A 13,177-nucleotide genomic window follows, 5' to 3' on the forward strand; every position below is an offset into this window, starting at 1 on the left:
AAGCGACCTCTGGTCGCTTTTTTGTTATCTAAAATTTAATCTATCACTAAGCTCATGGTTTAGCCGCGCTTTTAATTTCGACACAGAATATTCATTTAATCACGCTGGAAAACGTCATATTTGTCTGCTTGAATTAGTCTATCAGGTCCCAGCACAGGATAGCGCTATGATCCGTTTCAAATATGATCTCAACCAAGATGTGGTAGAACTGCAAGCCAGCAATTGGAGTGGTTTAGAGCGGGTCTTCGTTAATGGCCAGATGGTGTCGCACAAGCTTAACTTTAAGCCTCAAAGCGAGCATACCATTCAGCTTAAAGACGGCGCGCCTTGCAAGTTTGAACTGCTTATCGATCCCCAAACTGATGAACTCATGTGCCGAATTTATAAGCAACATAGACTCGTCGCTAGCCTAAAACAAGGCAAAGAAAATTTATTAGCCAGCCGGCGTTATTTACAGCACTCAGTGATAGCCGTCAGTCTGCTTTGCGTCTTTGCACTTTACTTGAATTAATCAAACCAGTTTAATCCCGCAAAGTGAGGCATAGTGGGTGGGATTAAACTGGGAAAATGATTTAGATAACCACATACAGATAGCAGTGAAAACGGCTAAACCACAGTTTCCCTCCATACCCATTAGATTCAACATTTCAAGCCAAACGGTTGATTTTATTTAATAGTAAAATGAATGTCTGTTGTTCATCTTCACTTAGATTTGACAGGAATTTTTCATTGACCCGCTCAGCTTCGCAAATAAGATCTTGCTCTAATGCTTTGGCTTCATCGGTCAAAAAGATTTGGAAGGCACGCCGATTATCGACTTCTTGATGGCGAGTAATAAGACCTTGCACCTGTAACTGATCCAGTAGCCGCGTCATAGTGTAATTTGCCACATCGCAACGCTTAGAAAGTTCAGTTTGGCTTATGCCCTCTTCTTGCCACAAAGCAAACAGCACAGGCCACAGTTTTATATCGAGTTGATATCGCTTAAGTTGCAGATCAAGCTCATTTTGCAGCTCGATATTTAAGTGGGATACAAGATAGCCTAAGCTTTCATGACGATTCAAACAGCACCTCCTACAGCAAAGGTTTAACGCGTTTTCACTTACTCTGCACGCCATCATAGGAACCCAGAGTTAGTTTTAATACTACCACTTAACCCATAATAAACTAGCTTAGACCACAGCAAATTATGCGATTAACCTACGAGCTCATTCCTCATCTAGATCAGATAAATTGAATTCATTCACAAAATTATAGTAACAGGCCCGACCTAATTTGCCCCATAAACCGCGCTCAAGCGGCAAATAAACACTGTCATCGGTGAGCTTCATCTGTTTTATATCGACTTTGTGGTGCTGTGTTTCAATGCTGGTTCTTACATTGAGCAGCGAATGGGGTTGCGCTCGCTCGAAATCGACAATCAGTAAGGGGGCATCTTCAACCCGCACTCGCACCTTCTCCACTGGGGTAATTAAGAAATACTCATCATCGATGCAATGCAAAATACTGGCGAACAACTTAGCAAACTTGGCTGGCAGCGATGTGCCTAGATATGTCCAATCACCCAAGGCGTTAATGTCAAACAATGGGACTTCACTGCACAATGGCGCAACCGAGGTTAGCCTACTATCAGCGGCGAATTGTTTGAGCGTGTGTTGAATACTGTCAGTCATCTTTTCCATCTAGGACTCCATCATCCATAAAAAAAACCAGCCTTGCGGCTGGCTTTAGTGTGACATTCAACACTTGGATATACCAGTGAGGATAATTACGGCCTTGCTGGTCAATTTAAGTAATAAGGACCATTATGCGTTTACTAACTCAAGTAAGGCCTCAAGTGGATGCTTTGGCTTGTAACCGGCAAAACGTTTTACCTGACTACGGCACGAATAGCCAGACACTAACACTTGCGGCTGCTCAATTTTTGCTAACGTTTGCTGCCAAGACATGTCGAACAAGGCCTTAGAGCGCTCGAGGTTTTCTGCCTCATGACCATAGGTTCCCGCCATACCACAACAACCTAAATTGACTGCGGTTAACTTAGCGCCAAAATGGGCAAAGATTTTAGTCCACTCATTGGCGGTATTTGGCTTGGCCGTCGATTCGGTACAATGACTAAACCAAGTATATTGCTTACCTTGCGCAGCTTTTGCAGGTAAATCTTTGATGACATTCAGTAGCCATTCGTTGGCTAACTTAACCTCAAAATTACCGCGATTAGCCCCTAAAACTTCACGGTATTCATCGCGATAACACAAGACTAAGGCAGGATCGATACCGACCATGGGCATGCCCAGTTTATGGACTTGGTTCAGAAAGTCCGCACTCGACTGCGCCGTTTTAGCAAACTTATCTAAAAATCCCTTGATATGTGTTGGCTTACCATTGGGTTTGTAGGGCAATAACACCGGCTTTAAGCCGAGTTTTTCAATCAATTGGATAAAGCGCAGCACAAGACCTGAATCATAGAAACTGTTAAAGGGATCTTGTACCACCAACACAAACTGCGAGCGCTTCTCTTCAGGAATCGCTTGCAACGCAGCTAAGTCGTAACCGCGGCTAGCATGACCATCGAGTCTTTGCTTCAAAGTCGGCACAGATAACGCAGGCGCATCCACATAACCAATCGCCTGTTTAATAACCCATTGGCTCAATGGATTTTGTGCAACAAAGTTAGTGAGACGCGGTGCCGCAGCCATCAGTGGTAAGCTATCTTCAATCCCTGCAACGAGATAGTCTTTCGCGGGTCTTAAATAGCGTTGATAGTAAATATTGAAGAACTGCGCCCTAAACTTAGGCACATCCACTTTGACCGGACATTGTCCAGAGCAGGCTTTACAGGCCAAACAGCCCTTGAGCGATTCCATCACCTCGTGGGAGTAATCATAATCACGTTTGGCATTGATGGTATTTTGAATACGCTGCAATATACCAAAAGGTTTCGCTTTTGCGAGGGCATTAACATCAACCCCTTCAGCCTCAAGCAGTCTTAGCCACTCCCTCATGAGCCCTGCACGCCCCTTAGGCGACTGCACTCTGTCACCCGTCACCTTAAACGATGGGCACATGGGCGAATAGCTACTGTAATTAAAACACAGGCCATTACCGTTACAATTCATCACATCGGGGAACGCATCACGCACATCAACGGGGATTTGTCGATCAAACTTACCGCGCTTAGCACTGTCGACATCGTAATAGAGGGCACCTGTATCTTTAGGCGCCACCAGCTTGCCGGGATTGAGTCGGTTATCGGGGTCAAACAAACCTTTAATATCTTGCAACACACCGAAAAGTTCATCACCAAAGACAGCTGGACCGTATTCACCGCGCACGCCTTTACCGTGCTCGCCCCACATTAGGCCGCCGTATTTAAGTGTCAGTGCCGCGACTTGATCAGAAATGACTCGTAGTAATTTTTCATCTTCAACATCGCACATATCGAGCGCGGGTCGCACATGCAACACGCCCGCATCCACATGGCCGAACATACCGTATTGCAGATTATGCCCGTCGAGTAACGCGCGAAACTCCATAATGTAATCGGCGAGTTTTTCGGGCGGTACCGCAGTATCTTCAGCAAAGGCGATAGGCTTACGGCGACCTTTAGTGGCGCCGAGTAAGCCAACGGCTTTTTTACGCATGCCGTAAATTTTTTCGATACTCGGCTTATCTTGCGTCACTTGGTAACCCAATACACCGCACTCGCCTTTGCTGATCTGCTCAGTTAACACAGCTTCCAAACTCGCGAGCTTTTGCTCAACTTCGACCGTGTCACCTGCAAATTCGACCATATTGAGGCCATCAATAACTTTACCTGGCACTTCTTGGATAAGATCAGCCACCGAATGCCAGACAATATCTTCACGGGCTAAGTTAAGCACTTTTGAATCGACGGTTTCGACCACAGTCGCCCGCGCGGCAACTAAGGATGGCGCATGACGCAATGCCGATTGGAACGAATCGTACTTAATGTTCACCATTGCGCGCTCAGTCGGTAGCGGGGTGAGATTAAGTTTGGCTTCGGTTATCACCGCAAGTGTGCCCTCTGAGCCCGTCAGAATTCGTGATAAATCAAATTGCGTCAGCTTGTCGTTCCACACATGTTTTAAGTCATAGCCAGTGAGGAAACGATTGAGCTTAGGAAATTGGTTTTCAATCTGAGTACGCTTTTCACGGCATACCGCCGCCACAGCAGAAATCAGTTTCTGCCCCAGCGGATTATCACTGACATTATCGGGGTTACACAGTCGTCCCGCGTCTAGGGGATGCGTATCCAGCACACTGCCATCGATCAGCACACTGCGCAGCGCTAGCACGTGATCTGACGTCTTACCATAGACCAGTGAGCCCGCACCCGAGGCATCGGTATTGATCATGCCACCAATAGTGGCGCGGTTTGAAGTGGATAAATCGGGACTAAAAAAGAATCCATGGTGACGCAATGCATCGTTAAGCGCATCTTTAATCACGCCAGCTTCAACTCGCACCCAACCTTGCTCAGCATTCACTTCGAGCACACGGTTCATGTAACGCGACACATCCAAAATCAAACCATGGGTCAGAGATTGTGCGTTGGTGCCCGTACCACCGCCCCGCGCACTGAAGGTCACGCTGCGAAATGCGTCAGTAGCAGCCAGCGTCAATGCAATTTGAATATCCTGCTGATTTTTAGGATATAACACAGCTTGAGGTAAGAATTGATATACAGAGTTGTCGGTGGCTTGCACTAAACGGGCGCTGTAACGTTTGTCTATATCACCGGAATACTCACTTTGCTCCAGTGCATCAAGGTATGCCAAATACACTGGCTCTAATGTTTGTTGATGTGATAGCAGGGGTAGCATAGATGGCTTCTGTCAATTATCGTTATGGCGCCATTATAAACAAAAAAAAGCCGCTAAAAAGCGGCTTTTTTAACAAGTTTATAAAATTACTATCTAGATCAACCGTGCGCTTCGGCTAAATACAACCAAGTATCAATCACAGTATCAGGGTTTAATGACACTGTATCTATGCCTTGTTCTACCAACCAAGCTGCAAAATCAGCGTGATCTGAAGGACCTTGACCACAAATACCTATGTAAGCGCCCTTCGCTTTAGCCGCTTTAATGGCTAATGAAAGTAGCATTTTAACGGCTTCATCACGCTCATCGAATAAATGGCTAATGATACCTGAGTCACGGTCAAGGCCGAGTGTCAGCTGAGTTAAATCGTTTGAGCCGATAGAGAAGCCATCGAAATGCTCAAGGAATTGGTCTGCTAACAGGGCGTTTGAAGGCACTTCACACATCATGATGACACGTAAACCGTCTTTACCACGCTCTAAACCTTGCTCTTTGAGCAGGCCGACCACTTGCTCAGCTTCTTTCACTGTGCGAACGAATGGGATCATGACTTCAACGTTTTTCAGACCCATGTCATTACGAACGCGTTTGATCGCTTCACACTCAAGGGCAAAACAGTCACGGAAGGATTCAGAGATATAACGGCTCGCACCGCGGAAGCCCAGCATTGGGTTCTCTTCTTCTGGCTCGTATCTGTCACCGCCAACCAAGTTTGCGTATTCGTTAGACTTAAAGTCTGACATACGTACGATCACTTTCTTCGGATAGAAAGCTGAACCAATAGTCGCAATACCTTCAACTAGACGAGCAATGTAGAACTCAACAGGTGATTCGTAACCAGCGATCATTTCGTTGATTTCAGTTTGCAGCGCTGCATCCTGTTGATTGAATTCGAGTAGTGCCTTTGGATGGATGCCGATCATACGGTTGATGATGAATTCTAAACGCGCTAGACCCACACCTTCGTTTGGCAAACGGGCAAAATCAAATGCACGATCAGGGTTACCCACGTTCATCATAATTTTCATTGGCAATGCAGGCAGAGAGTCAACACGGTTTGAAATCACTTCAAACTCTTGTTTACCTTCGTAGATAAAGCCAGTGTCACCTTCGGCGCAAGAAACAGTCACGATTTGACCATTCTTGATACGGTCAGTCACGTCACCACAACCCACCACTGCTGGTACACCTAATTCACGGGCGATAATCGCCGCATGACAGGTACGACCGCCACGGTTTGTGACGATAGCACTTGCGCGCTTCATGATAGGTTCCCAATCAGGATCTGTCATGTCTGTCACTAACACATCACCAGGTTGGATTTGATCCATATCGGCGATTGACGTTAATACTTTGGCTACGCCAGTACCCACTTTATGGCCAATAGCGCGACCTTCACAGATCACAGCGCCACGGCTCTTTAAGTGATAACGTTCAATCAATTGCACATCTTCACGGCTACGAACCGTTTCTGGACGCGCTTGAACGATATACAATTTGCCATCGTTGCCGTCTTTTGCCCATTCGATGTCCATTGGACGACCGTAATGTTTTTCGATCACCATGGCTTGTTTGGCTAATTCTTCGACTTCAGCGTCATTGATAGAGAATTGACGACGTTTGTCAGCAGTCACGTCTTCAATTTTGACTTGTTTGCCGTGAGCAGCATCATCTGAATACACCATTTGGATGAGCTTGCTACCGATATTACGGCGCACAACAGCCTTGTGACCTAAGGCTAAAATAGGTTTATGAACATAAAATTCATCTGGGTTTACCGCGCCTTGAACAACCATTTCACCCAGACCAAAAGATGAAGTGATAAACACCACATCGTTATTGCCAGATTCAGTGTCCATAGTAAACATCACACCTGAAGCGGCTTTGTCTGAACGGACCATGCGTTGCACGCCAGCAGACAAGGCAACACCGTGGTGCTCATAACCTTGGTGCACACGGTAGGAGATAGCGCGATCGTTAAAGAGTGAAGCGTACACATGCTTGATCGCTGTCAGTACGGATTCAAATCCTTTTACGTTTAAGAAGGTTTCTTGCTGACCCGCAAAAGAGGCATCTGGCATATCTTCAGCTGTTGCAGAAGAACGTACCGCGAATGACGCTTCGCTAGTTTCAGCGGCAAGTTTATCGTAAGCTTCACGAATCGCTTGCTCTAATGCTGGTTGAAATGGAGTGTCAATAACCCACTGTCTGATCTGTGCACCTACTTTAGCCAGCGCATTGACATCATCTACATCCAGTGTGGCTAGAATGTCATAAATCTTCTGGTTAACTCCGCTTTGTTCAAGGAACTCGTTGAACGCATGGGAAGTTGTCGCAAATCCGCCAGGTACTTGAACACCGGCATTGGCCAGATTGCTGATCATCTCGCCTAGAGAAGCATTTTTACCGCCAACCAAGTTGACGTCACCCATGCCTAATTCTTGATACCAGAGTACGTATTGCTGCACAGTTCTATCTCCGCAAGTTTATTTCAGTGGCCCCTTCACACGAGGGCAGCGGCATTTTACACTCCTGTCGAACACGCGTAAATCTATAATTTTATTTGTAATTTTATTACTACAAGAGGTCAGTATGGCACCAAAAGTATTCTATATCTCCGACGGGACAGCGATCACAGCTGAAGTTTTTGGTCATGCGGTTCTCTCGCAATTTCCATTAGAATTTGAGTCACTTACGATTCCATTTGTCGAAACATTGACGAAAGCGGAGCAAGTTAAGCGACAAATTAATGATTGTTTTATTACAACAGGTGAGCGGCCGTTAGTATTCCATTCCATCGTAAAAGCCGAGATCCGCGACATCATCTACTCGAGTGAAGGGGTTGATTATGATTTTTTGAATACTTTTGTGGCCCCACTCGAACAACATTTAGGTGTTTCTGCCTCTCCAGTTGTACATAGAACCCATGGAAAAGCGAATCACGGCTATGAAGCGCGTATTGATGCCATTAATTTCGCCATGGATAACGATGATGGCCAGACCATGAAACATATGGATCAAGCCGATCTGGTTTTACTTGGGGTCTCTCGCTGTGGCAAAACGCCATCGAGCCTGTATTTATCAATGCAGTTCGGTATAAAAGCGGCAAACTACCCTTTCACCGAAGATGATATGGATAACCTTAAGTTACCTGAAGCGCTGAAACGCAATAAGAAAAAACTGTTTGGTTTAACGATTGATCCCGTGCGTTTACATGAAATCCGTCAGAGTCGAATGGAGAATAGCCGCTATTCATCGCTCAAACAGTGCCGCTTAGAAGTCAAAGAAGTGGAAATGCTGTTTAAACGCGAACGCATTCCTTACATAGACACCACTAATCATTCCGTGGAAGAAATTGCCACTAAAATATTAGATGTCACGGGCCTAGAACGGCATATGTTCTAAGCCTAATAAGCCAAAATCAGCAAAAGAAACCGAGTGAATTTAGTCTAAAAGAAACTAACTTAAATCAAATTCATTGCACAGTTGCCGACAATTAACGCAATTGGCACTGTGCAACTCGGTTCGATTCGTTATAATCCGAGGCAATCTGGCGAAAAGCGCCGCACGCAAGCTCGGTATTTTGAATGACCATAAAAACAGACGAACTACGCACTTCCTTATTAGCAAAAGTCATCTCACCTGCGCAACTGGCATCTGAGTTCCCATTAACTCAAGATGCAGCCGATTATCTGGTTCAGCAACGTCGTGAAGTCGAAGCCATCATTATGGGTGAAGACCAACGTCTATTAGTGATCATAGGCCCATGTTCAATCCACGATACTAAAGCGGCATTAGATTATGCTCAACGCTTAGCCGCGTTACACCAAGAATTGAAAGATGACTTGTGTATCTTAATGCGCGTCTATTTTGAAAAACCCCGCACAATTGTCGGTTGGAAAGGATTAATTTCAGATCCCGATCTCGATGGCAGTTTCGAACCAAACAAAGGTTTACGCATTGCCCGCGAATTGCTGCAACAAATCACTGAATTAAAATTGCCTATCGCCACCGAATTTTTAGATATGGTGAACGGTCAGTACATAGCGGATCTCATTACTTGGGGCGCTATTGGTGCGCGTACTACGGAAAGCCAAGTCCACCGTGAAATGGCTTCGGCACTGTCTTGCCCCGTTGGTTTTAAAAATGGTACTGATGGGAACATCAATATTGCCGTTGATGCAGTGCGTGCCGCACAAGTGCCACATGTTTTCTATTCACCGGATAAAGATGGCGCTATGGCGGTCTATCGCACCCACGGCAACCCGTTTGGCCATATCATCCTACGTGGTGGCAAAAAACCTAATTATCACGCACAAGATATCGAAGAAGCGCGTCAACAGCTTGCATCTGTTGGGGTAACTCAACGTATGGTTATCGATTTCAGCCACGGAAACAGTGAGAAGAACCATCTCAAACAGCTGATGGTCGCCGATGAAATTATGACTCAAATGCGTGCTGGCAGCACTGCTATCGCAGGTATTATGGCTGAAAGCTTCTTGCAAGAAGGTAATCAAAAAGTCATTGAAGGCCAGCCACTCTGTTATGGCCAAAGTATCACCGACGCCTGCTTGCATTGGGATGACTCTGAAATTCTGCTACGTAAGCTCGCAGCGGCTTCCCGCGAAAGAAAAGCACTGTTAACCAAATAAATCTGAAGTAAAATAAATCGTCCAATAAAAAACCGATCTCATTTCGGTTTTTTATTGGACGCATGACATTATCCTCAGTCATATGCCTACTGCACGTTAAAGCCTGTAGTTTTCTATCTTTAACCACCAAAAATCTTTATAATTCGAGCTTATTTTGCTGCATTACCTTAGGTTGCTGTATGTCGCTTACCCCCATGTCCACAAACACCGAAAATACCTCACGAATCGAAGCCGCTGAAACACCCTTTCCTGACGCGATTCAAACTCGAATTGATTCCTCAGAAGCGCGCGTGATTAAAGCAGTATTCCCCTCAATCACCAACCATCACAATACCTTATTTGGTGGCGAAGCTTTAGCGTGGATGGATGAAACAGCCTTTATTGCGGCAACTCGTTTCTGCCGTAAAACCTTAGTCACAGTGAGTTCCGATAGAATTGATTTTAAAAAGCCTATCCCAGCTGGCACACTAGCAGAACTCATCGCTCGTGTGATCCATGTAGGTAATACGTCATTAAAAGTTGAAGTCAACATCTATGTCGAAGACATGTATCAAGACCATCGAGAGCATGCCATACGTGGTGTGTTCACCTTTGTTGCTGTTGACGAACAACGAAATCCCACAAAAGTGTGGACATATGGGTAGTTTTTAGACGATTTTAAAGTATAGGTTAGCCCGTACTTTCGGGCTTTCAATTGAAACGATACGGTCCATCTTTTTCCCTGTAAAACACCGACCAAAGTCTAACAACCAGAAACATATCAAAATTTTGTCCTTATTCCTGAATAAAGCAATAGGATCCTTGATTACTTTTCTGTTACATTGAGTTCAATCTTCACGCGCACCGAACATAATCATAAAAGCCATGAAGCTAGAAAACTTAAATATTATTATCGCAGACGATCATCCATTGTTCAGAAATGCACTACGTCAAGCGCTGACCAGCGCTTTCGAGCATGCACAGTGGTTTGAAGCCGATAGTGCTGACGCACTGCAATCTGTATTGGATGTTCGAAGCGTCGATTACGATCTTGTACTGTTAGATCTGCAGATGCCGGGGTCCCACGGCTATTCCACGCTTATCCACCTACGCTCACATTATCCTGAGTTACCCGTTGTGGTGATTTCAGCCCACGAGGATATCAATACCATTAGCCGTGCGATTCATTATGGCAGCAGTGGTTTTATCCCTAAATCAGCTTCAATGGAAACCCTAAAAGAGGCGCTAAGTGCGGTGTTATTCGGTGATATTTGGTTGCCTAAAGGCACTGAGATTATTGCTATCAATGACGATGCCATTGATAAAATGGCCAGCAAGTTATCCGATCTCACGCCGCAACAATATAAAGTGTTGCAGATGTTTGCCGAAGGGTTATTAAATAAACAAATAGCCTACGATCTTGGCGTGTCTGAGGCGACCATCAAGGCGCACGCGACTGCCATATTTAGAAAACTTGGCGTTCGCAACCGCACTCAAGCAGTTATTGCCCTTGCGCAACTCGAGATGGATAAAGTCGATTTATCTTAATCGCTAAACCCATAAAAATGCCGCTTTTATTAGCGGCATTTTTATGTTTGTAAATCATCCAAGTTAACGCATTGGCAGATTTTTATCGGCAAACATTTCATCTATGAGCTGTTGATCCCGTAATGCTACGGCTTTCTCCACCACATCACGGGTTAAATGCGGCGCAAAGTGCTGAATAAAATCATACATATAACTGCGCAAGAAACTGCCCTTCCTAAAACCAATTTTAGTCGTACTGTGGGCAAACAAATGACCAGCATCAATAGCGACTAAATCTTTATCAACATTTGGATCAATGGCCATAGACGCGATGACACCCACGCCTAATCCTAAACGAACATAGGTTTTAAGCACATCGGCACTGGTCGCACTAAAGACAACACGCGGCTCTAAATTGGCCCGATTGAACGCTTTCTCAATTTCAGAAGCACGATCAAAACCAAAGACATAGGTCACTAAGGGGAAACGGGCTAAATCTTCGATACTAATCAAGCTGCCTTGATTGCGGGTCGCAAGAGGATGGTCTTTGGGCACAACGATAGAGCGGTTCCAGTGGTAACAAGGCAACATGATCAGATCTGAATATAAATGCATTGCTTCGGTCGCAATGGCAAAATCTGCATCACCGCGAGCCGCCTGTTCGCTGATCTGCGACGGTGTCCCTTGGTGCATATGCAAGTTCACTTTAGGATAGCGATCAATAAACTGACGAATTATCGTCGGTAATGCATAGCGTGCCTGAGTATCTGTTGTGGAAATATTTAACTCACCTTGATCTGGCTTAGTATATTCTTCAGACACTTTTTTGATACTTTCAACTTTACCTAAAATATCATTGGCAATGCTGATCACTTGCAAACCCGCAGGTGTGACATGGGTTAAATGCTTACCGCTACGACCAAATATTTGGATCCCCAACTCATCTTCAAGCATACGAACTTGTTTACTGATCCCGGGTTGAGAGGTATACAAGTTTTCAGCTGTCGCCGATACATTGAGGTTATGTTTTACGACCTCAGCAATATACCTGAGTTGTTGCAGTTTCATCTTATTTCCTTGTCTCAAACACGCAAAATGCCATTAACAACTGAGCCCTCAAAGCACTCTCAGCTATAATCAATCGTTATAGTATATAGTAAAAATTAAAGCAAATAGGAATATAGAGCACAAGTCTACAGATTCATACGACAGAAATGATAACCTAGGCTAAGATAACTATGCTAGTTTATTGATTTATTGTAGCATTAGCTCAATTGGATAAATAATGGAACATCTATGTCATTCACCTTGGTTCTGATCCTCATCGGTGCGCTTTTACTGCTTGTTATCGGAATTAACGTATTACAGCAACAAAAAGAACGTGTAGAGGCTGAGCGTCGCATTGAATTTGCCCGTCAAAGAGCAATTATCGATGAAACTGAAACTGTGTTATCAAACACAGGAATGATGCCTTGTAGCACGAATATAGTGTTGGTTTTGTACCGGCGTGTACAAGATGCCTTGCAATCTGCAACAGCGATCAGTAATGGCCAACAACAGTCAGACTACCAACGCCGCTTAGCCGATATCAATAATCAAATAACAAGCTTACAGTCTGGACAACCTCAAACTCCTCCAATTGAGAATTTCAGACTACCCGATAATGACAAGCAAATTTTAGCGCTTGTTCAAACCTTAAAAAAATTAAAGGCGATACTCAGAGCCGAGCATAATAAAGGTAAAGTTGATCCGAGCATTTTTGCTCAAGAAGAAAGCCGCATCGACAGTTTACAGCTCAGAATTAATGTCGATTCTATGCTTTCTCGTGCCCGCGCGGCCAGCTTTATGAAGCAATATGGCTCATCAAAACAAATGGTAACCAAAGCCCTATCAACATTACACGCCATTAAGGCACAAACGCCTAATGATCCCTTCATTGGGCGTAAAGTCGATGAGGCTAAACAATTACTTGATGAAATTATGGGTGCACAGAAACAATCTGAGCCCAGTGCACCTAGACCTAAAAATGAAGAAGATGATATCGATATGCTGTTTCAACCTAAAAAGAAATGGTGATCAGTCTCTATTTGCTTACCGTTAAGTTGAATTAGCGACACATTTGCCACTCATGCTACCGCGTCATTGCGTGTAAAGTACTCAACATGTTTGAAT

At 44.6% G+C, this 13,177-nt stretch carries 11 protein-coding genes; 6 read left to right on the forward strand and 5 right to left on the reverse strand.

What is annotated here, in order from left to right; all coding sequences use genetic code 11:
• Positions 1 to 166 precede the first annotated feature (166 nt).
• Positions 167 to 511 (forward strand): hypothetical protein, encoded by a 345-nt coding sequence (locus KO533_RS01530; RefSeq protein WP_011789104.1) that lies wholly within the window; start codon positions 167 to 169, stop codon positions 509 to 511.
• 136 nt (positions 512 to 647) lie between these two features.
• On the opposite strand, the gene KO533_RS01535 is transcribed toward KO533_RS01530, so the two are convergent.
• The 4 genes from KO533_RS01535 to ppsA form a co-directional block, all read right to left on the reverse strand.
• Entirely contained in the window at positions 648 to 1,064 is a 417-nt protein-coding gene (locus KO533_RS01535; RefSeq protein WP_219235232.1) for a MarR family transcriptional regulator, read from the reverse strand.
• 144 nt (positions 1,065 to 1,208) lie between these two features.
• On the reverse strand, positions 1,209 to 1,682 hold the full coding sequence (locus tag KO533_RS01540; protein WP_219252606.1) for a DUF1285 domain-containing protein: 474 nt from the start codon (positions 1,680 to 1,682) through the stop codon (positions 1,209 to 1,211).
• Positions 1,683 to 1,805: 123 nt separating this feature from the next.
• Positions 1,806 to 4,847: an FAD-binding and (Fe-S)-binding domain-containing protein gene (locus KO533_RS01545; RefSeq protein WP_219252609.1), complete on the reverse strand. Its 3,042-nt coding sequence runs from the start codon at positions 4,845 to 4,847 to the stop codon at positions 1,806 to 1,808.
• Between the two features lie 98 nt (positions 4,848 to 4,945).
• Positions 4,946 to 7,315, reverse strand: coding sequence for a phosphoenolpyruvate synthase (gene ppsA, locus KO533_RS01550; protein ID WP_028759726.1), 2,370 nt, complete (start codon positions 7,313 to 7,315; stop codon positions 4,946 to 4,948).
• A gap of 124 nt (positions 7,316 to 7,439) precedes the next feature.
• Between ppsA and KO533_RS01555 the strand changes: the two genes are divergently transcribed.
• The 4 genes from KO533_RS01555 (at position 7,440) to KO533_RS01570 (ending at position 11,026) form a co-directional block, all read left to right on the forward strand.
• On the forward strand, positions 7,440 to 8,252 hold the full coding sequence (locus KO533_RS01555) for a pyruvate, water dikinase regulatory protein (protein ID WP_028759725.1): 813 nt from the start codon (positions 7,440 to 7,442) through the stop codon (positions 8,250 to 8,252).
• A gap of 182 nt (positions 8,253 to 8,434) precedes the next feature.
• A complete protein-coding gene (locus tag KO533_RS01560) occupies positions 8,435 to 9,499 on the forward strand; it encodes a 3-deoxy-7-phosphoheptulonate synthase (protein ID WP_219252611.1) in 1,065 nt (354 codons plus the stop codon).
• A 179-nt stretch (positions 9,500 to 9,678) separates the two neighbouring features.
• Positions 9,679 to 10,143: an acyl-CoA thioesterase gene (locus KO533_RS01565; protein ID WP_168825401.1), complete on the forward strand. Its 465-nt coding sequence runs from the start codon at positions 9,679 to 9,681 to the stop codon at positions 10,141 to 10,143.
• Positions 10,144 to 10,363: 220 nt separating this feature from the next.
• Positions 10,364 to 11,026: a response regulator transcription factor gene (locus tag KO533_RS01570; RefSeq protein ID WP_028759722.1), complete on the forward strand. Its 663-nt coding sequence runs from the start codon at positions 10,364 to 10,366 to the stop codon at positions 11,024 to 11,026.
• 63 nt (positions 11,027 to 11,089) lie between these two features.
• Here KO533_RS01570 and cysB read toward each other — a convergent pair whose 3' ends face one another.
• A complete protein-coding gene (gene cysB, locus KO533_RS01575) occupies positions 11,090 to 12,073 on the reverse strand; it encodes an HTH-type transcriptional regulator CysB (RefSeq protein ID WP_028759721.1) in 984 nt (327 codons plus the stop codon).
• A gap of 228 nt (positions 12,074 to 12,301) precedes the next feature.
• Between cysB and zomB the strand changes: the two genes are divergently transcribed.
• Positions 12,302 to 13,081 carry a flagellar motor control protein ZomB gene (gene zomB, locus KO533_RS01580; RefSeq protein ID WP_028759720.1) on the forward strand — a complete coding sequence of 260 codons (780 nt, stop codon included), beginning with the start codon at positions 12,302 to 12,304 and terminating at the stop codon, positions 13,079 to 13,081.
• The last annotated feature ends 96 nt before the right edge of the window (positions 13,082 to 13,177 follow it).

It is taken from the genome of Shewanella sp. NKUCC05_KAH, assembly GCF_019345585.1.
Lineage (GTDB): Bacteria > Pseudomonadota > Gammaproteobacteria > Enterobacterales > Shewanellaceae > Shewanella > Shewanella oncorhynchi.

What these genes read in the sequence shown, in the direction of transcription:
- KO533_RS01530 (WP_011789104.1), top strand. Translation starts at nt 167, where the DNA reads ATGATCCGTTTCAAATATGATCTCAACCAAGATGTGGTAGAACTGCAA.
- KO533_RS01540 (WP_219252606.1), bottom strand. Translation starts at nt 1,682, where the DNA reads ATGGAAAAGATGACTGACAGTATTCAACACACGCTCAAACAATTCGCC.
- KO533_RS01545 (WP_219252609.1), bottom strand. Translation starts at nt 4,847, where the DNA reads ATGCTACCCCTGCTATCACATCAACAAACATTAGAGCCAGTGTATTTG.
- KO533_RS01555 (WP_028759725.1), top strand. Translation starts at nt 7,440, where the DNA reads ATGGCACCAAAAGTATTCTATATCTCCGACGGGACAGCGATCACAGCT.
- KO533_RS01560 (WP_219252611.1), top strand. Translation starts at nt 8,435, where the DNA reads ATGACCATAAAAACAGACGAACTACGCACTTCCTTATTAGCAAAAGTC.
- KO533_RS01565 (WP_168825401.1), top strand. Translation starts at nt 9,679, where the DNA reads ATGTCGCTTACCCCCATGTCCACAAACACCGAAAATACCTCACGAATC.
- KO533_RS01570 (WP_028759722.1), top strand. Translation starts at nt 10,364, where the DNA reads ATGAAGCTAGAAAACTTAAATATTATTATCGCAGACGATCATCCATTG.
- cysB (WP_028759721.1), bottom strand. Translation starts at nt 12,073, where the DNA reads ATGAAACTGCAACAACTCAGGTATATTGCTGAGGTCGTAAAACATAAC.
- zomB (WP_028759720.1), top strand. Translation starts at nt 12,302, where the DNA reads ATGTCATTCACCTTGGTTCTGATCCTCATCGGTGCGCTTTTACTGCTT.